Origin of the sequence: uncultured Kushneria sp. (assembly GCF_947497025.1) — a bacterium.
Lineage (GTDB): Bacteria > Pseudomonadota > Gammaproteobacteria > Pseudomonadales > Halomonadaceae > Kushneria.
The window spans coordinates 19,104-41,567 of record NZ_CANMFC010000004.1 but is presented as its reverse complement, the minus strand read 5'-3'; the positions used below and the strand labels follow the sequence as shown (position 1 = coordinate 41,567).

The window sequence follows — 22,464 nt, the reverse complement described above, 5'->3', positions numbered from 1 at the left end:
CCCTGCAGGGCAGGGGTCACAGGATCTACAGGCAGGAGTTGTCATGAACCATAACCTTTATCTGCAGTTTTACCCTCACTTTGAGCGCCATCCTGACAAGGTGCTGATCGACACCCCCCAGGGCGATCAATACCGCTACGCCGATGTGCTGGCCTGCTCGCGTCGCCTGGCCAGTGTCCTGCTGTCGCTGGGGGTGGCCCCGGGCGATCGCGTCGTGGTGCAGGTCGACAAGAGCCCTCAGGCGTTGATGCTGTATCTGGCCGCACTACAGGTGGGCGCGGCGTGGCTGCCGCTCAATACGGCCTACACCGAGGCCGAGATCGACTACTTCCTCACCGATGCCGAGCCGCGGGTCTATATCTGCCGGCCGGAGGATCTGGCACAGGCACAGGGGCTTGCCAGCCGTTGTGGTGTGGCGCACGTCGAGAGTCTGGGCGTTGAGGGCGAGGGCAGCCTGATGGAGAAGGCCGCCGCCGCTGGTGAAGAAACGCGGATTGCTGAGGTGGGCCGGGATGATCTGGCCTCGATTCTGTATACCTCCGGCACGACCGGGCGCTCCAAGGGCGCCATGCTGACCCATGGCAATCTGGCCGCCAACAGCCAGGCGCTGGTCGAGGCCTGGCAGTTCTCTGATGCCGATCACCTGCTGCATGCGCTGCCGATCTTTCATACCCATGGGCTTTTCGTGGCCTGCAACGTCACGCTCACGGTGGGCGCGTCGATGACGCTGCTGCCGCGGCTGGATGTCGAGCAGCTGCTGGATCTGATGCCGCGCGCCACGGTGCTGATGGGTGTGCCGACCTTCTATACGCGGCTGCTGGCAAGCCCCCGGCTGGACCGCGAGCGCACCGCCAACATGCGCCTTTTCATTTCGGGTTCGGCGCCACTGCTGGCCGACACCCATCGCGAGTTTTTCGAGCGCACCGGCCACGCCATTCTGGAGCGCTACGGCATGACCGAAACCAACATGAACACCTCCAATCCCTACGACGGCGAGCGCCGCCCCGGCACGGTCGGCATGGCGCTGCCCGGCAGCGAGGTGCGCATCACCGACCGGGATACCGGTCAACCGCTGCCCGATGGCGAGACCGGGCTGGTCGAGGTGCGCGGGCCGAACGTGTTCAAGGGCTACTGGCGCATGCCGGAAAAGACCCGCGAGGAGTTTCGCGATGACGGCTTTTTCATCACCGGTGATCTGGGGCTGATCGATGACAGGGGCTATCTCAATATCGTTGGACGCGACAAGGATCTGGTGATTTCCGGTGGCTACAACGTCTACCCGAAAGAGATCGAGCAGTGGATCGATGAACTGCCCGAGGTCTCGGAGTCGGCGGTCATCGGCGTGCAGCATCCGGATCTGGGTGAGGGCGTGACGGCCGCCGTGGTGCTGCGTGAGGGCGCGCATCTCGAGGAGGCCCAGGTACTGGCCGCGCTCAAGGACAAGCTGGCCCGCTACAAGCAGCCCGGGCGCGTGTTCTTCGTCGATGCGCTGCCGCGCAACGTGATGGGCAAGGTGCAAAAGAATGTGCTGCGCGAACGCTATGCCGACACCTATCAGCAGACGGCGACCGCCCACCCTTAATAGAGCAGGAGTAACGACAGGCATTAAAAAGGACAGGAATTAAAAACAACAATATCCATGACGTCGTTTTTGGCCGCTGCCATCGCCACCTTTCGGCGATGGCCGGTTTGATCCCGCAACAAGCACAAGCACAAGCACAAGCATAAGCACAAAGGAGAGGGACCATGGTGATTTATGGCGTGGCACTGCTGGCCGGCTGCATGCTGGTCGGTCTGATCATTGGCGATGTGCTGGGGCAGCTGCTGGGCATCGATGCCAATCTGGGTGGCGTGGGGATCGCCATGCTGCTGCTGATTTTCGTGACCGGCTATCTGAAAACGCATGACCATCTGCCGGAGAGCACCGAAAGCGGCATCAACTTCTGGAATGCGATGTATATCCCCATCGTGGTCGCCATGGCCGCCAGTCAGAACGTGGCGGCGGCGTTCAGTGGCGGCATGGTCGCGATTCTGGCCGGCGCCCTGGCCGTGGTGCTGGGCCTTGCCATGGTACCGCTGCTGACCGGCAAGCGCGTGGAAGACGCCACGCCTCTGGATGCTCGACCGGCAGCGCCGGTGCAGGGCCGTACGCACTGATCATGCCCTGCCACATTATCGCTGACGGCCCTGATACGGCCTCGCGCTGTGGCTCACGGAGAGTTTCATGAACGATTCCATCATGTCACTGCTGGACAAGTACCACCTGATCGCGGCCTTTGCCGTGATCGGCCTGACCATGTTCATCTCGCACTGGATGAGCCGACACCTGACCGCCAATCGATTGCACGGCTCGGCGATCGCCATTCTGATCGGACTGGCGCTGGCTTACTTCGGCGGCATCTACACCGGCGGCAGCCACGGGCTGGCGGATGTGTCGCTGTTTACCGGACTGGGCCTGATGGGCGGCGGGATGCTGCGGGATCTGGCGATCATCGCCACCGCCTATGGGGTCCGCTTCAGCGAGATCAAAAAGGCCGGCGTTCGCGGCCTGATTGCGCTTTTTGCCGGCGTGCTGGTCTCCTTTCTGGCCGGCGCCGTGGTGGCCGTGGGCTTTGGCTACACCAGTGCGGTGGACATCACCACCATTGCGGCCGGCGCGGTGACCTATATCGTGGGGCCGGTGACCGGCGCCACGCTGGGCGCCAGCTCCGAGGTGGTGGCGCTCTCCATTGCTGCAGGGCTGGTGAAATCAATCCTGACCATGGTCGCCACACCGCTGGTGGCCCGCATGATCGGGCTGGACAACCCGCGCTCGGCGATGATCTTTGGCGGCCTGATCGGCACCACCAGCGGCGTGGCGGCAGGGCTTGCCGCTACCGATGCACGTCTGGTGCCCTATGGCGCGATGACCGCCACCTTCTACACCGGGCTTGGCATCCTGCTGGCGCCAACGGTGCTGTTTCTGGGCGTGCGGATGTTTTTCTAAAAGGCGTTGGCAGTCGATATCATCGCCACCGAATCGAGAGGACGGTGGCGATGGCGTTTCAGGTGCTTTTTGCTTCCTGCTTCCTGCCTTCGACGTGTGGCAGCGTCACTCATCCCGTGCGTTACTCCTCCAGAAAGTAGTCGCTGTCCAGCCGTTTGATCTCGAAACGGTCGACGGTAGAGACGCCGACGTTGTGATCGATCATCAGCCGCGCCAGCTGCGGGCCATCGATCAGGATAATGCGGGTTTCAAGCCCGGTGACGTACTCCTGCGCCTCGCGGGTGAAGTGTGAGGTGGTGATGAACACCCCCTTGCGAGCGCGGCGTCCGGCCAGCGCGCCGGAAAACTTCTGAATGTCCGGCCGGCCCACCGGGTTCACCCAGCGCTTGGCCTGCAGATAGATCGTCTCAAGCCCCAGCGGGTCCTCGTTGATGATGCCATCAATGCCGCCGTCCCCGCTCTGGCCGACGTTCTGCCCGGCTGATTCCCCGCAGCCGTAGCCCATGGTCATCAGTACATCGATGACCAGCTGCTCAAAGCGCGCCGGATGGATCTGCTGCATCCGCTCGATGAGATCAAATTCAAGATCGGCACGAATGGCGCGCCACGACACCTCCATGCTCTCCAGCGGGGTCAAACAGTCCGGGACCTCCTCGAAGGTGTCCGAATCCTCCGGACCACGGGGGCGAGGCGTGCTGCTGCTGGTACGACGGCGAAACTCCCGAAACGATTCAAAGCCCATCAGGTAGGCCATGTCGATATGGCGCACTTCGCGCAGGGTGATGTAGCCCTGAGGCGTGATCGCGACCAGCCCGCGGCCGCGTGATTCCAGTAGTCCCGCCTTGCGCAGGTAGCTGGCCGCCCAGGTCACGCGGTTGTTGAAGAGATACTGCTGACCGCTGGGGCTGAGCTGGTGTCGCTCCTGCGCCGTCAGTGCAAAGGCATCGGCCAGCGTTGCGTAGCTGTCGCGCAGGCGCAGTGGCTCGCCGTGATCGGCAAGCTGCAAAAGGGGATACATCAGGGCGTGAAAATCGGGAATCGGCATACGGTGGCGAGCACGGCTCCAGTGAAAGGGCTCCAGTGACAAGAGATATCGGCCGGGCGAGTTGCCCGGCCGAGGGTCGTATTCTCCTATACCTCGACCTGACTGCCCAGCTCCACGACCCGGTTGGGCGGCAGGTGGAAGAACTGCATGTTGCTGTGGGCGCTTTTCAGCATGAAGGAGAAGAGCCGCTCACGCCAGCGCGCCATGCCGACATGCGGCGAGCTGACCAGGGTCTCGCGGGTCAGAAACCAGGTGGTCTTCATCGGCTCGAAGGGGAAGGGTGTCTCTGTCGCCGTGCGGGACTGGCTGAAGGCGCACAGGGCATGCGGCAGATCGTTGGTCTCCATGTAGCCAAAGCGCACGATGGCCCGGTAGAACCCGTCCTCGAAGGCTTCCATCTGCACCCGCTCTTTACCCTCAAGCCAGGGGCGGTCATCGCTTTCGACCGTGACGACAATAACGCGCTCATGCAGCACCTGATTGTGCATCAAATTATGCAACAGCGCCCGGGGCAGCACCTCGCGACGCCCGGAGAGAAACACGGCCGTGCCCTTGACCCGGTGCGGCGGCTGGCGGCGCAGGCTGTTGATCAGGGCCTCCAGGGGCATGTCCGTGCCGACGCGTTTTTCAAGCAGGGTACGCCCGCGCCACCAGGTGCTCATCAGGGTAAAGAGCACGATACCGGCCAGCACCGGGAAAGCACCGCCGTGAAAGAGCTTGGCGATATTGGCGCTGAAATAGAGCGCATCGACCAGCACAAACCCGGCCAAAAGCGGAAGGGCGACCCACAGCGGCCAGCGCCACAGCCGGATCATGACCATCGAAAGCAACAGCGAAGTGATCAGCATGGTGCCGGTGACTGCAATACCGTAGGCCGCCGCCAGGTGGGTCGAGCTTTCAAAGCCCACGACCAGTGCCACCACGCCGATCATCAACAGCCAGTTGACCGTGGGAATGTAGATCTGACCGCGCTCGGCGCTTGAGGTGTGAAACACGCGCATGCGCGGGATAAAGCCGAACTGGATGGCCTGATAGGTCATCGAATAGGCCCCGGTGATGACCGCCTGCGAGGCGATAATGGTGGCAATGGTCGCCAGTATCACCATCGGCCAGAGGGCCCAGTCCGGCGCCAGCAGATAAAACGGATTGCTGATCGCCTCGGGGCGTATCAGCAGCAGCGCCCCCTGGCCGAAGTAGTTCAGCACCAGCGCCGGCAGCACGATCCAGAACCAGGCCCGGGCGATGGGCTTGCGGCCAAAGTGACCAAGATCGGCATAGAGCGCCTCGGCGCCGGTAATGGCCAGCACGACGGAAGAAAAGATGATGATGCCGATGTCGGGATTGGTGCGAAACACCTCAATGGCATGCAGCGGATTGACCGCCGCCAGCACCCGGGGTGCCTGAGTGATGCCGTAAACGCCGAGCGTGGCCAGCGAGGCGAACCACAATAGCGTCAGCGGGCCGAAGAGTTTGCCGACCGTGGCCGTGCCGCGGTGCTGAAGCACGAACAGGGCGATCAGAATGCCCAGTGCCACCGGCACGACCCAGTGCGCGATGGGCGCATACGCCACCTCGATGCCCTCGACGGCCGACAGCACCGAGATGGCCGGGGTGATCATGCTGTCGCCGTACAAAAGCGCCGCGCCTGCCAGCCCCAGCATCACCAGCGTCAGCTGCAGATGACGATGGGTGACCCCGCGCCGGGCGAGCGCCGTCAGCGCCATCACGCCGCCTTCGCCCTGATTGTCGGCGCGCAGCACCACCAGCACATACTTGAGCGTGACCACCCAGATCAGTGACCAGAAGATCAGGGACAACACGCCCAGCACGCCGCTGTCATCGGCACGCAGGCCATAGCCCCCGGTGAAGATCTCCTTGAGGGTATACAGCGGACTGGTGCCGATGTCCCCATACACGACGCCGACGGCGGCGATGGTCAGTGTCGTCATCGACGCCCTGTGGGGAGAGTCGGCCGCGTGGCCGGATGTGGCGGTGGTCATGGAGCATGTCCATATCGCGCCGTGGCGCGTGGTTGCAGAAAGAACAAGCGCGTGCGCGACAGGATGATCGGCACGCTCAGTGTCATATTGAAATCGAGCGGGGGCGGCCACAACGGCATCAACGCGGTTTTTACGAAACTTTTACGCCGGCCACGTTGGGCGCGCACAAGACTGCGTGCACACTCAAGGAGTGGTACTGAGCGGATGAGCAGGGCTGATCTGATGACCAGGGCTGACCCGATGAGTAGTGCTGAGCTGATGAGAAGTGCCGACACAGAGGCTGTCGTGATGAATCGACCAGAGGATGTACAGGTGCTGGTGGCCGTGCCGGGGCGGCTCGAGGCTGCAGCGCTGATTCGAACAGCGGCGCAGATGGCCCGTCGTCGCGGCGCCGGCTGGCGGGCGGTGCATGTGGACACGCCTCGTCGGCCGACCCCGCCGGAAGTGCTGGAAGCCCTGTCCCATCAGGTGACCCGGCTGGGCGGTCAGTGGTGCGTCCTGACCGGTGAACGGGTCAGCGATGAGCTGGCGGACTACGCCCGGCGCAGCCGCGCCGACTCGCTCATCATCGGTCGCGCTGCGCCGCGGCGCTGGTACTGGCCACGCCTGCGCCGCGGGCGCGAGGTGCTGGCCGCCGTCGAGACGCTGGACATTGTGGTGGTCGCCGGTACCCCCGCATCCAGGGGCTGGCCATGGCCGCGCTGGCAGCGACCCACCGAACGCGAATGGTACTGGCCGCTGGGCAGTGTGGCGCTGGCCCTGGTGATCGCCTGGCTGGTGGCCCGTCAGATGGATCTGGCCAATCTGTCGCTGATCTTTCTGGGCGCCGTGCTGGTCACGGCGATCGGCGCTGGGGCGCGGGCGGCGATGCTGGCCGCGGCACTCTCGGCCCTGGCCTACAACTTCTTTTTCACCCGTCCGCGTTTCAGCCTCGAGATCATGGAGCATGGCGAGGGCCTGACCATCGGGCTCTTTTTGCTGGTCGCGCTGGTGGGGGGGCAGCTGGGCGGCGCCCTCAGACGGCGCATGACGGCGCTGCGGGAGAGCCGCCACCAGGTGCGCCAGCTGCTCACCACCGCCCGGGCGCTGTCGGCCGCGCCGGATCGGGCCCGAATCCGCGAGATCATCGTTACCACCGTGGCGCATGACTGGTCACTGCCCTGCGCCTTTCTGGAGTGCGAGGGCGCAGCGGTCATTCCGAGCGTGAGCGCTGCCTATCCCGGCGAGCCGGTACTGGAGGCCGCCACGATCGAGGCCGCCACCTGGAGCTATCACCACGCCGAACCCAGCGGACCGGGCACGGCGATGTTCAGCGACCAGCGCTGGCGGATGGTGCCGCTGGTGGATGCCTCCGGCGTGCTGGGGGTGGTGGCCATGGCCATCGATGAGCGCCGCACCGGACGCGAGCGGCGCGAACCGGCGCTGCTGGACACGCTCTTTCGCCTGTTCGCCGCCGCACTGACCCGCGTGGCGCTGGTGGAGGCGCTCAGTGATGCCCGCCTGGCCGAAGGCAACGAACGCCTGCGCGCGGCGCTGCTCTCCTCGGTCTCCCATGACCTGCGTACACCGCTGGCCTCGATTATCGGCTCGGCCAGTACCCTGCGCGATCTCGATGACAGCCTGAGCCTTGATGACCGTCAGGAGCTGCTCGAGGCCGTACTGGGGGAAAGCGAGCGGCTCGACCGCTACATCCAGAACCTGCTGGACATGACACGCCTGGGCCACGGCCTGTCGATCAGGCGCGATTGGGTGGCTGCGGGCGATTTATTCGAGGGTGCGCTGACCCGGCTGTGCCGGGCATTGGCCCGAGTTCGCGTGGTACGGGCATGGCCCGACGACCTGCCGCTGTTGTATGTACATGCCGCGCTGATCGAACAGGCGCTGGTCAATATCCTTGAAAATGCCATTCGCCTCTCGCCGGAACAGGGACAGATTGCTCTGGCCGGCCACACCGACGGCGACCGGGTGTGTCTGTGCATTCAGGATGAAGGGCCGGGCGTGCCCGAGGCGCTGCGCGAGAGCATCTTCGAGCGTTTCTTTACCGGTGAAAAAACGGACGCCGGCCCCCACGGCAGCGGGCTGGGGCTGACCATCTGTCGCAGCATGGTGCGGGCGCACGGCGGTGACGTGACCGTGACCGACGGCCCCACCGGACGCGGTGCCACCTTTATGATCCATTTGCCATTGATGGCCCCGCCCGAGGCGTTCGATCATGACGACTGACACACCGCGTGTCCTGATCATTGATGACGAACGCGAGATTCGTCGCTTTCTGCGCATCAGCCTCGGCTCACAGGGATTTGCCATCGAAGAAGCCGCCAGCGGGCGTGAAGGGATCGAACGGGCGCGGGAAGCGTCCTTTGATCTGATCCTGCTGGATCTGGGGCTGCCCGACATGGACGGTCAGGAAGTGCTCAGGTCGCTGCACTGGCAGTGCCGGGCGCCGGTGATCGTGGTGTCGGTGCGAGAGGGCGAGGAGGAGAAGGTCGCGGCGCTGGATGCCGGCGCTATCGACTACGTCACCAAGCCATTCGGTATTCGCGAGCTGCTGGCGCGCATCCAGGGGGCCCTTCGCGCTCGAGGCGGTGCGGAGATCGCCCCCGCTCGGCTTCAGGCCGGGGAGATCGAGATCGACCTGGTGCAGCGCCGGGTCAGCCGGGGTGACGAGGTGCTGCATCTGACCCCGCGGGAGTACGCCTTTCTGGCCCGGCTGGCGCAGACGCCGGGCCGGATCGTCACCGGTCGACAGCTATTGATCGAGCTGTGGGAGCCGGTGTTTGAACACAACACCCATTACCTGCGCATCCTGGTCAGCCGGCTACGGCAAAAACTCGGCGATGACCCCCGAACGCCCTCGCTGATCCAGACCGAAGCGGGCATCGGCTACCGGCTGATAGTGGAGGGTGATACAGCGCCTTGAAAAGACAATGAAAATTCACCCTGTTCATGCCGGCCCTGTCCCGCTAGAATGAGGACCGTTGATGCGCAACGCATCACTGCCCGCGTGGCTCAATTGGATAGAGCAACGGCCTTCGAAGCCGTGGGTTGCAGGTTCGAGTCCTGCCGCGGGCGCCATTTCCCCCTGATCAGGGCCCCTTTGATCAATTCCCCCGTTATCAGACATTGCTGGCTATCTGCTCGAAAGTCATCTGCTCGAAGCTCATCCGCACGCTGCCTTAATCCTTTGAAGCCATCAGCTGCTCCACCATCAAGATGATGGAGTGAATCACCTTGATGTGAATCTCCTGGATACGGTCGGCATAGCCGAAATGCGGCACGCGAATCTCAACGTCGGCCCGGCCTGCCAATTGACCGCCGTCCTTGCCGGTCAGCAGTATGACGTGCATTCCTCGCGCTCTGGCGGCGTCGACCGCCTTGATGATGGTGTCGGAGTTTCCGGACGTGGACAGACCGAACAGGACGTCACCCGGTTGCCCGAGCGCCTCGACATAGCGGGAAAAGACGTGCTCATAGCCATAATCGTTGGCTACACAGGAAAGGTGGCTCGGGTCTGAAATGGCAATCGCCGGCAGGCCGGCGCGATGGTCACGAAAGCGCCCGGTCAGTTCTTCGGCAAAATGCATCGCATCGCAGTGGGAGCCGCCGTTGCCGCAGGCCAGTACCTTGCCGCCGGCCTTGAAGCGCGCCGCCAAAAGCTCGGCGGCCTGTGTGATGGCCTCGATCTGCGTCTCATCCTGACGGAAACGGGCCAGCACCTCGGCGGCCTCGGTCAGCTGCCCCTGTACGATCTCTTTCAAATCCATCCGGATCTTCTCTCTGTGTGTTTTGGCGGTCATTGAAGCGCTGGTGAGCAGCAAGCGTGATGAGTGGCTGTGGGCCAGTATACGGCTATCGGGCACACTGGACGTCACCACCGGTATTTTCCAGTGGTAGAGCATGGAGTAGCGATGTAACAGGTTGCAGGTGTTCCAAAGCGCCCGACCGTTCGCCAGTGGTGGGATCGTATGACGGGTGGGCTGATAAGCGTGGTTGGCCATAAGCCCACTAGCGGATATTGGGCTGAATGCGATAACGTCACGAACCTTGTCGCCCCTTTTTGACACCAGGATAAAAGACATGTTGAAAGGTATTCTGATCTGCTGTGGCTTTCTGATCGCACAGCTTGCCCTGCTGCACTATGTGGATCATCGCCAGACCAACAGCCGCACACAGGTCGAGTACACGCAGACCAACACACCACAGGCGAACCTTCGCAATAGGGAAGGGCAGTTGAGCCGCCGAGAGGATGAGGACAGCGACGATAATGCCGTCTGATCATGATCATTGATACCAAAAAGCCCCGCCATGTGCGGGGCTTTTTGGTGAGGTCGCACTTCCATCAGGTGCTTGCGTTACAGCCAGTGCTGCGGATAGCGCCGATGCCGTGCCAGATTGTTGATCAGCACCGCCACGGTCAGCATCAGCAGGCAGCCGAGCCCTATGGGGAAGAACGCATAGACCCAGCCCAGATCGTGCAGCTCGTTGGAGCCGATCACCGCGATCAGGGCCGTAGCACCGCCGGGCGGGTGCAGCGTATGGGTCAACTGCATGATCAGAATGGAGGTAGAGACCGCCACAGCGGCCGCAATCCAGCTATCACCCAGCAGCATCCAGGTGACCACACCGCATAGTGCCGAAAGCACACTACCGCCCAGCACATTTCGCGGCTGGGCAAAGGGGCTTTCCGGGGCCGCGTAAAGCAGTACCGACGTCGCCCCGAACGACCCGATCATCAGCAGCGTATGCGCCTGCATGGATTGCGCGCTGATCCAGCCGACCCCGGTCATGCCGACAAATGCCCCGACCCATGACCAGAGCGCATCACGCCAGCAGGGCGCGCCTCGCGACACCGCCGTGCCTCTCATCTTGTCGAGATAATTTTTCACGAATACCCGCCGTGATCGTTCAAAAAGATCGCAGATAGTGCCACTGGCGCGGCATGCACTGAAATAGTGCATGGCTATAGGGTCAAATATTTTTTGAAGAAGGGGACCTGGGCATCAGGGTATGAGGCGGCAAGCGTTGGGAAATAGGGCGTGATCATTTCATTTTGGCGAGCGAACGGGGCTGAAAAGAGCACGCTACTTTAGGGTTAATGGCATTACATAACTTTACTTAGTCAGCCTAATTCAATATCGTCGTTTGAGGATTAGCAGAGTTTTACAGAGAACGGACAGGACACCTGTTTTCACGCTGTCGCTCGAACCTGTACCGGCATGGTGGTTTTGCCGGCCGGGCGTGCCTAGTGGGCGAGCGTGAAATGCAAGGAAACGCAAGATTTTTGCGAGCCACAAAATCGCCGCGCGGCCCAGCATCGGGGCGGTTTGAAGCCATCTGCAAGGGTGCAATAAAACCGACCCATTTAGCGCGCAGGCGGGGCGGGGAGTCGACAGCGCGTTGGGGGTGAGTACTAGAAGGGAAACTGTATAGAACTACGTGCCTTTAAATGCAGAGATCTGACCAGTTCCGACCCAAAGTGGACATGCAGAAAAATGCAGTAATATTTTTAATTAGTGGTATTTGGCATGCGCCATAAAAATTATTTCGGGTCGGAGCCATAAGTAATATATGCGCACTTCAGTAATTAAGGCCTTAGTTATGCAATGAATAATATGATTTAAGAGTGCGTTGATTGAGGTCAAATAGTGAGTGTGCATTTAACAACTGTTATTACACTAAAGAGGAGGGTTCATGAAGCTATTATCCGTAGAAATAGAGAATGTACGTTGCTATAAAGATCCTGTTAAAGTCAAGATTGATGACTTTACTACCTTTATTGGTAAAAATGATATAGGAAAATCTACGGTACTAGAAGCTTTAGAAATTTTCTTCAATAATGATACGGTGAAGATCAGTCAGGATGATGCAAATATTTCTAACGAAAATAAGGTAGTTTGTGTTACCTGCGAATTTACAAGTCTCCCTGATAACATAATTCTTGATAGCGGACACAGAACTACTTTGCTAAGCGAGTATTTGCTGACGACTGAATCAACGTTAAAAATCAAAAAAACTTTTGATTGCAGCAAGAAAACGCCATCCTGTGACGTTTTCATAATTTGTAATCATCCAACAGGCGCTGGAATAAATAATTTACTTGAGTTAAAAGAAAAAGAGCTTCAAAAAATAATCAAAGAGCAGGGTATAGATTGCCCGCTTAAAGGTAATCCTATAATGCGAAAAGCAATATGGGGTAATTCTAATGATTTGAAGCTTCAGGAGATAGAGATACCGGTAACAAAACCTAAGGAAGATAGCAAAAGAATTTGGGAGCAAATCGATAAGTATTTGCCGTTGTTTGCTCTTTTTCAAAGCGATAGAAGCAGCAAGGACTCAGATGGTGAGGTTCAAGACCCCATGAAAGCTGCTGTTTCTGCTGCAATATCAGAAGTTCAGGATGATATTGAGCGAATTCAGAAAAAAATAAAAGAAAGAACAGAAGAAATTGCTAATAACACGCATAAAGCACTAAAAACTATAGATGCAAGTCTTGCATCGCAATTGGTGCCAGAGTTTATCCCTCCAACTCCGGCGAAATGGACAGGTTTGTTTTCTGTAAGTCTTAGTACAGATGGGATACCATTAAATAAGCGTGGTAGCGGTGTTCGCCGCTTGGTTTTAGTTAGTTTTTTTAAGGCTGAAGCTGAAAGGCTGCTTACTCAAGGGAGTAAAAAAGGAATTATTTATGCTATTGAGGAGCCTGAAACTGCTCAGCATCCAAATAACCAAAAAATACTCCAGCAAGCTTTTTTAGATATTGCTAGTGAAGATAATTGTCAGGTGGTAATCACGACCCATAGTCCTGGGTTTGCAAGTGATCTTCCAATAGAAGGCATTCGTTTTGTAACCAGAAATGAAAATGCACAACCTTGTATTGAAGGTGGCGTAGATGTGCTGAAAAGAGTGGCAGAAGCTCTTGGGGTAACGCCAGATAGTAGAGTCAGATTGATCTGTTGTGTGGAAGGGCCGACAGATGTTAAAGCCTTAAAATCGCTCAGTCGTGCATTGCATTTGGAAGACAATTCAATTCCTGATTTGGCCAATGACGATAGAATCGCTTTTGTTGTTCTTGGTGGTGGCAATTTAAAACATTGGGTTAATGATAATTATCTGAAAGGATTTGGAAGGCCTGAGTTGCACATTTACGACGCTGACGTGCCTCAATATGCTGATATAGTTGAGCGAGTTAAAGCTCGTGGTGATGGGTCACTTGGCTTTATTACACAAAAATATGAAATCGAATGTTATTTGCACGCGGATGTAATAAGAGAGGCTTTTGACGTGGATGTTGTTGTAACCGATTACCCTGATGAAAATGGAAAAGCAACGCCTAGGGCTTTTGCAGAAATATACTCTGTTGCACAGGGATATGATGGGATTATGAAAGACAATAATGCAAAAATGCGTCTCGCCGAAAAAGCTTTTCCGCTTATGACCGCGGATATGATTAATGAAAGGGACCCTAACGGGGAAGTGAGAGATTGGTTCACTACAATGGCTGGTTTTCTAAACTAACGTATTGAATTATATCAAGCCAAAGCACGCGGGCGCAGCGCTGCTGCGCCGGTGTTTGAAGGGTTAAAGAGCAGGAAAGTCTCAACATCCTCTTATGGCTGTAAGCAGCCTCTGTTCTCATGAATATTTGTCGTCATGTGGAGAGCAGTTAGGCTATACGATGAGAGTAAGGGTATACCAATTGGCATATTTTTTGTTTATATATTAACTTATCCTTTACTTTTCATGCGCTTACGGTTTGTTTCTAGTCCTGCCTCGGCCGTCGCTTTATCCTGCCTGACAATTTCCCACGCCTCCTGTACTGATCGTTTAAAAAACCGCAAATCGGGCTATTTCACGCACGATCCTGCATGCATCAAGGGTGCCTTGATGGAATCACAAAGCACTACCAAGGTCGGGCAACCGATCCTCATTTTTTGCCTGTTCGACAATCACCGATCACATCATTTCAAACGTCGATATGCCGACCCGGCATGATACAGAAGGTAACGGCATTGGTCGGTGAGTGTCGGTGCGAGTAGTGTTGCCGGGTTGGCTTCTCTTGATCTTTTTTCTTCTTCGGTGGGGTGGGAATACCGGCATGACTTCGTCTCAAACATTTGGCTCGAGTGACAGTACCCCGGGCGTTCGTCAGGAAAAGGATTTGCTGGGCATGCTCGATGTGCCGGCTGATGCATATTACGGGATTCAAACGCTGCGTGCCGTGAACAACTTCCACCTCAGTGGCGTACCGCTCTCCCATTATCCTCGTCTGGTCGTGGCGCTGGCCATGGTCAAACAGGCTGCGGCAGAAGCCAATCATCATCTGGGCCATCTGGATGAGCAGCGCTTCAGGGCCATTCATGAGGCCAGTCAGTGCATCATTGATGGCCATTATCACGACCAGTTTGTGGTCGACATGATCCAGGGCGGGGCGGGCACCTCGACCAACATGAACGCCAATGAGGTGATCGCCAACGTCGGTCTGGAAATTCTGGGGCGCGCCAAGGGTGGTTATTATCACCTGCACCCCAATAACGACGTGAACATGTCGCAGTCGACCAACGATGCCTATCCGACGGCCATCCGCCTCGGCCTGCTGTTGGGTCATGATGCGCTGCTGGATAGTCTGGAGCAGCTGTGTGAATCCTTCGCCGAGCGGGGAAAGGCCTTCGCTGATGTGTTGAAGATGGGGCGCACCCAGCTGCAGGATGCGGTGCCGATGACGCTGGGCCAGGAGTTTCAGGCGTTCGCCACGACCCTGGGAGAGGATCTGGGCCACTTGCGTCAGCAGGTCCCGCCGCTGCTTCGCGAGGTCAATCTGGGCGGCACCGCGATCGGCACGGGGATCAATGCCGATCCGGGCTATCAGCATGTCGCTGTCAATCTGCTGGCAAGGATCAGCGGCCAGCCGCTGGTGCCGGCGACCGATCTGATTGAAGCCACGTCCGACATGGGTGCCTTTGTCCTCTTCTCGGGCATGCTCAAGCGCCTGGCCGTGAAGCTTTCAAAAATCTGCAACGACCTGCGCCTGCTCTCCAGCGGGCCGCGTACCGGGCTTAATGAAATCAATCTGCCGGCGCGCCAGCCGGGCAGCTCCATCATGCCCGGCAAGGTAAACCCGGTGATCCCGGAAGCCGTCAATCAGGTGGCCTTTGAAGTCATCGGTAATGATCTTGCCCTGACCATGGCGGCAGAAGCCGGACAACTGCAGCTGAATGTCATGGAACCACTGATCGCTTACAAGATTTTTGACTCCATACGCCTTCTGACGCGGGCCATGGATATGCTGCGTGAGCAGTGCATTGTCGGTATTACGGCAAACAGGGCGCATTGCCAGGCGCTGGTGGAAGCCTCCATCGGCCTGGTGACGGCACTGAACCCCTATATCGGCTACGAGAACTCGACGCGTATTGCCCAGCAGGCGTTGGTCAGTGGCCGGGGGGTACTGGAACTTGTTCGCGAGGAGCAGCTGCTGGATGAAGAGACCCTGCAGGATATCCTGCGACCCGAAAACATGATCGCGCCGCGCCTGGGGCCGAAGAGTATTAAAGGCAATCAGTAGTCCTTTGATGCTGTAACGCTTTCCGGTAACGGTTCCGGCTGACCAAAAGGATTTGCTGCCAAAAGGGGTCGCTGAAGCGTGTCAGTGCTCTCTGCAGGATCAGTGCAACAAGGCAGCCCCTCGGATATTTCCGTGGGGCTGACCAGGCATGAAATCGGCGCCGGTATGACTCCAAACGCTCGCCATGACTTCAAACGCTCGCCGACAGCCGGCCGATCTCCGCGATGACCTGATCGCGCCGCACCTTGTCGGCCTCCGGCAGACAGACATAGGCCACCGCAATCACCGCGCCGCGATCCGAAGGCCAGGCAATGCCGATATCCGCGGCGTTGCCGACGCTGTTGGTGCCGGTTTTCTCACCGATCAGCCAGCTGGCGGGCATACCGGCGCGCAGGCGAGCGTCACCTGTCTTGCCCTCGATCATCCAGGCGGCGAGCTGGTGACGTGATGATGGGGAAAGCGCGTCGCCCAGCAGCAGGGCGCGCAGGGTCTGCATCATCGCCAGCGGGGTGGTCGTGTCGCGCTCGTCTCCTTCGTGGTCATGCTCGTTGAGCGTCGGCTCGTTGCGATCCAGCCGGGTGGTGGTATCCCCGATGTCGCGCAGAAAGGCAGTCACCTTCGCCGGGCCGCCAAGGCGCTCGATCAAAAGATTGGCGGCGGCGTTATCGCTCCAGGCCACCGCTGCCTGGCAGAGCTCCGCGATCGTCATGCCCGGGCTGCCGAGCCGCTTTTCAGTCACGGGCGTCCAGCCGGTCAGATCAGATTTTTTGACCTCGATACGCTGATCCAGCGACTCCCTGTCATGATCCACCTGCGCCAGTGCCGCGGCGGCAATGAACACCTTGCCCGTACTGTTGAACAAGAACCGCTCATCGCCTCGATGACTGACTACGGCGCCTGTGCCCACATTCATGAGTGCCACGCCCAGCTGCCCTTTGTGCTGCTGTTCCAGTGCCTGAAGCCTGCGCTCAATCTCCTGACCATTTGATCCAGCGCCCGTTTTGGCAAGCGCTGGCAGGGGCAGTGCGGCCAGCGGCAGCAGGGAAACGGCAGAAAGCAGGCGACGACGATTGATCAGCGGCATGGAAGCATTCCTGAGTCATGAAAACAGGCAACATAGCCCGAAGCGATGGCGGAATACAGGGCAGGGCAAGGGCTGATGAAACAGGTAATGGCGTTGGACTTCAGGCTGGAGGGCCACTCGCCGCGCTATCTCAATATTGCCGGGCAGTGGCGAGACCATGATCGTTATGCCATCACGGCGGAGGAGTGGCAGGGCTTATAGCAATGGCCATTGATGTAGCGCCTTTCATGGTTGTGCGTTGTGAGCATCTCGACCTCTGATCTCACGATAAGCGGGAATGTTTTCCCGGCGCCGCAGTCATGGAGCGTTGATATCTCGAGATGTCAAGGGGCAGGGGATGGATACGTGACAGGCGTTTGAGCACTGGACAACCCCGCCATATGCCAACATCATCGGCCACCTTTATGCTTGCCCGGGCGGATGCGATAGCGTCCGTGCCTTCATGACACCTTACCGATGGACGTAACATGTTGACTCTGGCGGCGCTTCAAGCCTTTGTGCTGGGTATACTGGAAGGATTGACCGAGTTTCTGCCCGTTTCCAGTACCGGGCATCTGATCATTGCAGGGGATCTGCTCAACTTTAACGGCGACACGGCCACTGCGTTCAAGATTGTCATTCAGCTCGGCGCCATCCTGGCGGTCATGTGGGAGTTTCGGGCGCGCGTGCTTGGCGTGGTCCGGGGGCTACCCCGCGAACCGCAGGCGCAGCGCTTTGCACTGAACGTGCTGGTGGCCTTCATTCCTGCGGTCATACTGGGGCTGTTGCTGGCCGATCTGATCGAGCACTGGCTTTTCAATCCCATCACCGTGGCCACCGCGCTGATCATCGGCGGGTTCGTCATGCTCTGGGCGGAAAAGCGCGAGCATACGATCAAGGCGGAGACAGTCGATGACATGACCTGGCAGCTGGCGCTCAAGGTCGGGCTGGCGCAGTGTCTGGCGCTGATTCCCGGTACCTCGCGTTCGGGCTCGACCATCATCGGCGGGCTGCTGTTCGGGCTGTCGCGCAAGGCCGCCACCGACTTCTCGTTTTTTCTCGCCATGCCGACCATGGTCGCCGCTACGGTCTATTCGCTGTGGAAGTATCGCGACATTCTGCACATGGAGGATCTGCCGATCTTCGCCATTGGCTTCGTGACGACCTTTATTGTCGCCATGCTGACGGTGCGGGCACTTTTGAAGTTCATCGCCAGCCACAGCTATGCGGTGTTTGCCTGGTATCGGGTCGGGTTTGGCCTTTTGATTCTGGCCACGTGGTATTTCGGCATTATCGACTGGAGTACGGCTCAGGCCTGAGCCCTGCGCTTCTCACCCGGCGTGTGATTCCGTGATGCGTTCGGTGGCATTTCACGCTGTTCATGACCACACTTTTCCCTGTTATTGATCCATCGGGAGGCAGGCATGGCGAGCCGTTATGAAGTGCATGAACACGCGACCGCACACGTGAAGGGCGCTCCCAATCGTGAGCAGCAAAAGGAAATGGATGACATACCGCTGGTGTGCTTTCGCATCTGGGATAATCAGCAGGAGCACTATGTCAGCGAGGAATATGAAGTGCGCGAGGAAGCCGAGGAAGACTGCCAGCGCTTGAATGAAGACAGCTGATCCCTTCGCTGCGTAAAACCTCAGGCCCATCGGTGCCCTGCCGGTGGGCCTTTTCATGCTCGCAAGGCACGAAACGCCCTTGACCGAGCGCGCAACGAGAAGCGCAGATTCGGGGTTTGATAAACATTGACCTTGTAGCAGGTAGAAGGTTTACAAGGGGATTGTTCACTTTATCAAGGAGCGTGACCATGTCTGACCAGACCAGCTGTGCCTGCCCGAAATGCACCTGCACCGTCGGCGACAATGCCGTTGAACGTGACGGCAATCTGTACTGCTGCCAGGCCTGCGCCACCGGCCACGCCGATGGTTCAACAGGCTGCGGCCACAACTGCAGCTGCGGCGAGTAATCCCGGCCTGAACAGACCCGGTGCGCAGGGTCTGTCACGATGGCCTGATGTGACCCTTCGGTGATGCGCCGAGGGGTCATTTTTTTTGCGCGTGGTTTTCGCCGTGCCCGCCGCCTTTGGCGCCAGTGCACCTGCCTGTGACAAAAGGCCCAATGGTGTCGCCTTGATATATGGTCCGTGCGCAACCATCTTATGAGGTAATTCACGCGACAGGAGTATTCCATGAGCGCTGCACGTATTTTGATGGTTCTGACCTCTCACGATGAAATGGGCGATACCGGCCACAAGACCGGATTCTGGGCAGAAGAGTTTGCCGCGCCTTATTACACCTTCCTTGATGCCGGCTGCGAGATCACGCTGGCCACCCCAAAGGGCGGCGCCGCGCCGATCGATCCCAACAGTGAAGGCGAGGATGCCCAGACCGACGCTACGCGTCGTTTCTACGCCGATGACGACGCGAAGGCGCGCATCGCCAGGACTGTACGGCTGGCCGACATGCGGGCCGAGGACTTCGACACCGTGTTCTATCCCGGCGGCCACGGCCCGCTGTGGGATCTCACCGACAATAAGGACTCCATTGCACTGCTGGAAGATTTTCTGCGCCAGCAAAAACCGATTGCCTCGGTCTGCCACGCGCCCACGGCGTTTTTGAACCTCAAGGACGAGCAGGGCGAGTTCGTGATCAAGGGTAAAAGGGTGGCAGGCTTTACCAACGAGGAAGAGGCCGCCGTTGGTCTGACCGACGTTGTGCCGCATCTGCTGGAAGATGAGCTCAAGCGCCGCGGTGCGGACTACCAGAAAGTGGAGGCTTTTGCCCCGTTTGCCGTGGCAGATGGTCTGGTGATTACCGGCCAGAACCCGGCAAGCTCGGAGGTCGTCGCCGAAAAACTGCTGGAAGCGCTCAAGCGCTGAAGGCAGACGTGATCAAAAAAGCCCCGACGCTTCGGCGCCGGGGCTTTTTTGTGTTCCGGGGACAGCCAAAAGCGGGTGCCTCGCAATGCTCAGGGTTACCGGTCAATCAGTATCAGGATCGTAAAACCCAGAAACGCCATGAGAATAAAGAGTAGCCGGGGACTCATGTTTTCTTTCCTTCTCGTTGTTAAAGGCCCCTGTCCAGAAGGCCAGGGCTTATAATGCCCCGCCCGCAGCCATAAAAAAACACTAATACACGGATTTCAGCAATGGTGGCCTTGCCACGGCACTGTTTTGATATGAATTCAGGAGTAGGTAGACTGGGCTACCTATCATCAATTCTGGATCGTGCCCATGACCTCACCTGAAAACCCGCCGGCAGCCAGTGCCCGCGAGCGACTGCTCGGTGCGGCAGCCGTACTGTTTTATAGCGACGGCATTGCGGGCACCGGCATTGATGCCATTGTCAAGCGTGCGGGCGTGGCGAAAAAGAGCCTGTATAACAACTTTGATTCCAAGGCGGCACTGGTAGCAGCCTATCTGGAGGCGCGTCACGCCGAGTGGCTGGCGCTTTATGAGACGCGGTTGACCCGGGCCTTTACCCCTGAAGCTCGGGTGCTGGCAGTATTTCTGGCCTATCAGGATCACGCCAAGTGGGCCTATGAACGCGGCTTTCGCGGCTGCGGGCTATTGAACGCTGCCGCCGAACTGCCGGTCGGGCATGACGGGCGCAGGATAGTGCGCCGTCACAAGCAGCAGGTAGAAGCACTGCTGGCGGCACCGCTCGGAGAGCTGACCGGAGACGAGGCTACAGCATCACGTCTGGCGCAGCAGCTCGCCTTTCTGCTGGAAGGTGCGATGGTGCGTGCAGGCCTTGAAGGCAGCAGCCGCTGTATTCATGAGGCCCATGACATGGCCAGAGCTCTGGTGGAAGCCTCATGAACACTGCCTCTCGTGAACATCTTCTCGGTGTGGCCGGCGTGCTGGTCGCCGCCGTCCTGTGGGGCACCACGGGCACGGCGGCGACTTTCGCGCCGGATGTCAGCGCCGTGGCGATTGGCGCCGTGGCGATGGGGCTGGGCGGACTGTTGCAGGCATTGGTGGCAGCCCCACACATTCGCAGGGGTTGGTCGCAGCTGCGTGAGCGCTGGCCCTGGTTGCTTTCCGGGGCCGTGGCGGTGGCGATCTATCCGCTGGCGTTTTATGGCTCGATGCGCCTGGCCGGCGTCACCATCGGCACGGTGGTGTCGATCGGCTCGGCGCCGCTGCTTTCGGCGTTGATCGAATCGCGTTTTGACGGCTTGAGGCTCGGCGCACGCTGGCGAATTGGCGCGGCGCTGGGGCTGGTCGGCATGGGGCTTTTGTGTCTGGCCGAGACCGGGCCACACGCCGGTGTGGGCAGTACCACACAGGTGCTGCAGGGTGTGGCGATGGGGCTGGTGGCAGGTCTGGCCTACGCGTTTTATTCCTGGTCGGCGCGGCGTCTGATGCAGGCGGGCATCCCTTCACGCGCCGCCATGGGGGCGACCTTTGGCGTTGGCGGGGTGATGCTGATGCCGGTGCTGCTGCTCACCGGTGCGCCGCTGCTGGAATCAGTGGGTAACGCCGCCGTCGGGCTTTATATGGCGCTGGTGCCGATGTTTCTGGGCTATCTCGGCTTTGGGTATGGTCTTGCCAGAGTGCCGGCCAGTACCGCCACTACCATCACGCTCTTTGAGCCGGTGGTGGCGGCGCTTCTGGCCGTCGTGGTTGTCGGCGAGCGCTTGCCGCTGCTGGGCTGGGCTGGCATCGCTCTGGTGATCGTGTGTCTGGTCTGTCTTTCGGCGCCGGTGCGCAGGTCCCGCCCGCGGCGTGCCAGGGCGGTGTCGAGCACAGGCTGACGCCGCTACGACAATGGCGGCGTCTCAAAATGCTGCCTGTCATCCCACGGTGGCGTATCGCCAATCGTTTCCTGAAGGTAGTTCATGAACGCGGCCACCTTGGGCGTGCGCAGCCGGCCATCGGTGGTCAGTACATGAATCATGCGCCGCTCGGGGACCACTTCACAGCGCCAGGTGCTCAGCAGGCGTACCAGCTGTTTTGATGCCAGCGACTCATTCATCAGCCAGGTCGGAAAGAGCACGATGCCCTGGCCCAGGATGGCGGCCTGCAGCAGGCTGTCGGCGTCGTTGCTGTAGAGGCTGCCGGTGAGTTCATAAGCCACGGGTTCGCGTGATTCCGGGTGTTCAAAGTACCAGCGCTGGCGGCCCATCTGGCCCTGATAGAGCAGGCAGTCATGGTCCTTGAGCGCCTCCGGTGTTTTTGGAGTGCCGTGCTCAAGCAGATAGGCGGGTGCGGCGGCCACGACATAGTGCATCGGCGCCAGCGGCCGGGCGATCAGTGACGAATCGGCCAGCTGCCCGACACGAAAGGTAATGTCGCTGCCTTCACGCACCGGATCGGTCAGTGCATCGGTGAGCAAAAGCTCGGCACGTACGTCCGGATAGCGCGTCTGAAACCCGCGCAAAAGTGGCACCACCTGATGGCGGCCGAAGGCGACGGGGCTATTGATGTGGAGTGTCCCTGACGGGGCTCGCGGGGGGCTTTTAAGCGCCTCGGTGGCCTGATCGAGCTGCTCGAGCGTGCCGCGAATCTGCTCGTAGTACTGCTGGCCTGCCTCGGTTAGCGTGACTGCCCGGGTATGGCGATAGAGCAGGCGAATGCCGAGGCTTTTCTCCAGTGCCCCGACCTGGCGCGACACGGAAGAGACCGCCATATGAAAATGCCGCGCGGCCGCTGTAAAACTGCCGGTGGCGGCGACCCGCTCGAACGTGCGTAACGCATTGAGATCCATCATGTTGCACCTGATGCAATAATCATTTGCATAATGTTCGATTTCGGCAACACGGCGCAAGCGCCATACTTCACGCCATCATTGAATCGAA

21 protein-coding genes and 1 tRNA gene are annotated in these 22,464 nt (G+C 59.3%); 16 read left to right on the top strand and 6 right to left on the bottom strand.

Going from position 1 to position 22,464, the window contains the following annotated elements:
• Positions 1-43 precede the first annotated feature (43 nt).
• The 3 genes from Q0931_RS08530 (at position 44) to madM (ending at position 2,986) form a co-directional block, all read left to right on the top strand.
• Complete coding sequence (locus tag Q0931_RS08530) at positions 44-1,582, top strand: malonyl-CoA synthase (protein ID WP_299259274.1); 1,539 nt, start codon at positions 44-46, stop codon at positions 1,580-1,582.
• A 164-nt stretch (positions 1,583-1,746) separates the two neighbouring features.
• Positions 1,747-2,157 (top strand): malonate transporter subunit MadL, encoded by a 411-nt coding sequence (madL, locus tag Q0931_RS08525; protein WP_299259272.1) that lies wholly within the window; start codon positions 1,747-1,749, stop codon positions 2,155-2,157.
• 67 nt (positions 2,158-2,224) lie between these two features.
• Positions 2,225-2,986 (top strand): malonate transporter subunit MadM, encoded by a 762-nt coding sequence (gene madM, locus Q0931_RS08520; RefSeq protein ID WP_299259270.1) that lies wholly within the window; start codon positions 2,225-2,227, stop codon positions 2,984-2,986.
• A gap of 121 nt (positions 2,987-3,107) precedes the next feature.
• On the opposite strand, the gene Q0931_RS08515 is transcribed toward madM, so the two are convergent.
• The gene (locus tag Q0931_RS08515) at positions 3,108-4,073 is read right to left on the bottom strand and encodes a restriction endonuclease (protein ID WP_299259268.1); all 966 of its coding nucleotides are present in this window, start codon (positions 4,071-4,073) and stop codon (positions 3,108-3,110) included.
• Between the two features lie 44 nt (positions 4,074-4,117).
• Positions 4,118-6,031, bottom strand: a complete 1,914-nt coding sequence (locus Q0931_RS08510; protein WP_299259266.1) for a potassium transporter Kup — start codon at positions 6,029-6,031, stop codon at positions 4,118-4,120.
• Positions 6,032-6,319: 288 nt separating this feature from the next.
• Between Q0931_RS08510 and Q0931_RS08505 the strand changes: the two genes are divergently transcribed.
• The 3 genes from Q0931_RS08505 to Q0931_RS08495 all read left to right on the top strand — a co-directional run bounded on the left by Q0931_RS08505 (position 6,320) and on the right by Q0931_RS08495 (position 9,106).
• Positions 6,320-8,254, top strand: a complete 1,935-nt coding sequence (locus Q0931_RS08505; protein ID WP_299259264.1) for an ATP-binding protein — start codon at positions 6,320-6,322, stop codon at positions 8,252-8,254.
• On the top strand, positions 8,244-8,951 hold the full coding sequence (locus Q0931_RS08500) for a response regulator transcription factor (RefSeq protein ID WP_299259262.1): 708 nt from the start codon (positions 8,244-8,246) through the stop codon (positions 8,949-8,951). The genes Q0931_RS08505 and Q0931_RS08500 overlap by 11 nt, the downstream gene beginning before the upstream one ends.
• Before the next feature lie 78 nt (positions 8,952-9,029).
• A tRNA-Arg gene (locus Q0931_RS08495) sits at positions 9,030-9,106 on the top strand.
• Positions 9,107-9,207: 101 nt separating this feature from the next.
• Here the strand turns inward: Q0931_RS08495 and lpcA are convergent.
• Positions 9,208-10,029, bottom strand: coding sequence for a D-sedoheptulose 7-phosphate isomerase (gene lpcA, locus Q0931_RS08490; RefSeq protein ID WP_299259260.1), 822 nt, complete (start codon positions 10,027-10,029; stop codon positions 9,208-9,210).
• A 79-nt stretch (positions 10,030-10,108) separates the two neighbouring features.
• Here lpcA and Q0931_RS08485 point away from each other — a divergent pair, with 79 nt between their 5' ends.
• Positions 10,109-10,306: a hypothetical protein gene (locus Q0931_RS08485; protein WP_299259258.1), complete on the top strand. Its 198-nt coding sequence runs from the start codon at positions 10,109-10,111 to the stop codon at positions 10,304-10,306.
• Positions 10,307-10,383: 77 nt separating this feature from the next.
• Here Q0931_RS08485 and Q0931_RS08480 read toward each other — a convergent pair whose 3' ends face one another.
• Positions 10,384-10,917 (bottom strand): HPP family protein, encoded by a 534-nt coding sequence (locus tag Q0931_RS08480; protein WP_299259256.1) that lies wholly within the window; start codon positions 10,915-10,917, stop codon positions 10,384-10,386.
• An 805-nt stretch (positions 10,918-11,722) separates the two neighbouring features.
• On the opposite strand from Q0931_RS08480, the gene Q0931_RS08475 reads away from it, so the two are divergent.
• Both Q0931_RS08475 and Q0931_RS08470 read left to right on the top strand, forming a co-directional pair.
• Entirely contained in the window at positions 11,723-13,546 is a 1,824-nt protein-coding gene (locus Q0931_RS08475) for an ATP-binding protein (protein WP_299259254.1), read from the top strand.
• A gap of 580 nt (positions 13,547-14,126) precedes the next feature.
• Positions 14,127-15,590, top strand: a complete 1,464-nt coding sequence (locus Q0931_RS08470) for an aspartate ammonia-lyase (RefSeq protein WP_299259252.1) — start codon at positions 14,127-14,129, stop codon at positions 15,588-15,590.
• Between the two features lie 190 nt (positions 15,591-15,780).
• On the opposite strand, the gene bla is transcribed toward Q0931_RS08470, so the two are convergent.
• Positions 15,781-16,674, bottom strand: a complete 894-nt coding sequence (bla, locus tag Q0931_RS08465) for a class A beta-lactamase (protein ID WP_299259250.1) — start codon at positions 16,672-16,674, stop codon at positions 15,781-15,783.
• Positions 16,675-16,749: 75 nt separating this feature from the next.
• On the opposite strand from bla, the gene Q0931_RS08460 reads away from it, so the two are divergent.
• The 7 genes from Q0931_RS08460 (at position 16,750) to Q0931_RS08430 (ending at position 21,420) form a co-directional block, all read left to right on the top strand.
• The gene (locus Q0931_RS08460; protein ID WP_299259249.1) at positions 16,750-16,875 is read left to right on the top strand and encodes a hypothetical protein; all 126 of its coding nucleotides are present in this window, start codon (positions 16,750-16,752) and stop codon (positions 16,873-16,875) included.
• Positions 16,876-17,141: 266 nt separating this feature from the next.
• A complete protein-coding gene (locus tag Q0931_RS08455) occupies positions 17,142-17,972 on the top strand; it encodes an undecaprenyl-diphosphate phosphatase (RefSeq protein WP_299259247.1) in 831 nt (276 codons plus the stop codon).
• Between the two features lie 105 nt (positions 17,973-18,077).
• Positions 18,078-18,281: a hypothetical protein gene (locus tag Q0931_RS08450; RefSeq protein ID WP_299259245.1), complete on the top strand. Its 204-nt coding sequence runs from the start codon at positions 18,078-18,080 to the stop codon at positions 18,279-18,281.
• 188 nt (positions 18,282-18,469) lie between these two features.
• The gene (locus Q0931_RS08445; RefSeq protein ID WP_299259243.1) at positions 18,470-18,628 is read left to right on the top strand and encodes a metallothionein; all 159 of its coding nucleotides are present in this window, start codon (positions 18,470-18,472) and stop codon (positions 18,626-18,628) included.
• 222 nt (positions 18,629-18,850) lie between these two features.
• Positions 18,851-19,540, top strand: a complete 690-nt coding sequence (locus tag Q0931_RS08440) for a type 1 glutamine amidotransferase domain-containing protein (RefSeq protein ID WP_299259241.1) — start codon at positions 18,851-18,853, stop codon at positions 19,538-19,540.
• Positions 19,541-19,894: 354 nt separating this feature from the next.
• The gene (locus tag Q0931_RS08435) at positions 19,895-20,482 is read left to right on the top strand and encodes a TetR/AcrR family transcriptional regulator (RefSeq protein WP_299259239.1); all 588 of its coding nucleotides are present in this window, start codon (positions 19,895-19,897) and stop codon (positions 20,480-20,482) included.
• Entirely contained in the window at positions 20,479-21,420 is a 942-nt protein-coding gene (locus tag Q0931_RS08430) for an EamA family transporter (protein WP_299259237.1), read from the top strand. Before Q0931_RS08435 ends, Q0931_RS08430 begins: the two co-directional genes overlap by 4 nt.
• A 5-nt stretch (positions 21,421-21,425) precedes the next feature.
• Here Q0931_RS08430 and Q0931_RS08425 read toward each other — a convergent pair whose 3' ends face one another.
• A complete protein-coding gene (locus tag Q0931_RS08425) occupies positions 21,426-22,376 on the bottom strand; it encodes a LysR family transcriptional regulator (protein ID WP_366941595.1) in 951 nt (316 codons plus the stop codon).
• Between the last annotated feature and the right edge of the window lie 88 nt (positions 22,377-22,464).

Excerpts from the sequence above, each read along its gene's own strand:
- Q0931_RS08460 (WP_299259249.1), top strand. The coding sequence starts at position 16,750 with ATGAAACAGGTAATGGCGTTGGACTTCAGGCTGGAGGGCCACTCGCCG.
- madM (WP_299259270.1), top strand. The coding sequence starts at position 2,225 with ATGAACGATTCCATCATGTCACTGCTGGACAAGTACCACCTGATCGCG.
- Q0931_RS08445 (WP_299259243.1), top strand. The coding sequence starts at position 18,470 with ATGTCTGACCAGACCAGCTGTGCCTGCCCGAAATGCACCTGCACCGTC.
- Q0931_RS08435 (WP_299259239.1), top strand. The coding sequence starts at position 19,895 with ATGACCTCACCTGAAAACCCGCCGGCAGCCAGTGCCCGCGAGCGACTG.
- Q0931_RS08475 (WP_299259254.1), top strand. The coding sequence starts at position 11,723 with ATGAAGCTATTATCCGTAGAAATAGAGAATGTACGTTGCTATAAAGAT.
- bla (WP_299259250.1), bottom strand. The coding sequence starts at position 16,674 with ATGCCGCTGATCAATCGTCGTCGCCTGCTTTCTGCCGTTTCCCTGCTG.
- Q0931_RS08430 (WP_299259237.1), top strand. The coding sequence starts at position 20,479 with ATGAACACTGCCTCTCGTGAACATCTTCTCGGTGTGGCCGGCGTGCTG.
- madL (WP_299259272.1), top strand. The coding sequence starts at position 1,747 with ATGGTGATTTATGGCGTGGCACTGCTGGCCGGCTGCATGCTGGTCGGT.
- Q0931_RS08485 (WP_299259258.1), top strand. The coding sequence starts at position 10,109 with ATGTTGAAAGGTATTCTGATCTGCTGTGGCTTTCTGATCGCACAGCTT.
- Q0931_RS08470 (WP_299259252.1), top strand. The coding sequence starts at position 14,127 with ATGACTTCGTCTCAAACATTTGGCTCGAGTGACAGTACCCCGGGCGTT.
- Q0931_RS08510 (WP_299259266.1), bottom strand. The coding sequence starts at position 6,031 with ATGACCACCGCCACATCCGGCCACGCGGCCGACTCTCCCCACAGGGCG.
- Q0931_RS08500 (WP_299259262.1), top strand. The coding sequence starts at position 8,244 with ATGACGACTGACACACCGCGTGTCCTGATCATTGATGACGAACGCGAG.
- lpcA (WP_299259260.1), bottom strand. The coding sequence starts at position 10,029 with ATGGCCAACCACGCTTATCAGCCCACCCGTCATACGATCCCACCACTG.
- Q0931_RS08450 (WP_299259245.1), top strand. The coding sequence starts at position 18,078 with ATGGCGAGCCGTTATGAAGTGCATGAACACGCGACCGCACACGTGAAG.
- Q0931_RS08530 (WP_299259274.1), top strand. The coding sequence starts at position 44 with ATGAACCATAACCTTTATCTGCAGTTTTACCCTCACTTTGAGCGCCAT.
- Q0931_RS08505 (WP_299259264.1), top strand. The coding sequence starts at position 6,320 with ATGAATCGACCAGAGGATGTACAGGTGCTGGTGGCCGTGCCGGGGCGG.
- Q0931_RS08455 (WP_299259247.1), top strand. The coding sequence starts at position 17,142 with ATGTTGACTCTGGCGGCGCTTCAAGCCTTTGTGCTGGGTATACTGGAA.
- Q0931_RS08425 (WP_366941595.1), bottom strand. The coding sequence starts at position 22,376 with ATGATGGATCTCAATGCGTTACGCACGTTCGAGCGGGTCGCCGCCACC.
- Q0931_RS08440 (WP_299259241.1), top strand. The coding sequence starts at position 18,851 with ATGAGCGCTGCACGTATTTTGATGGTTCTGACCTCTCACGATGAAATG.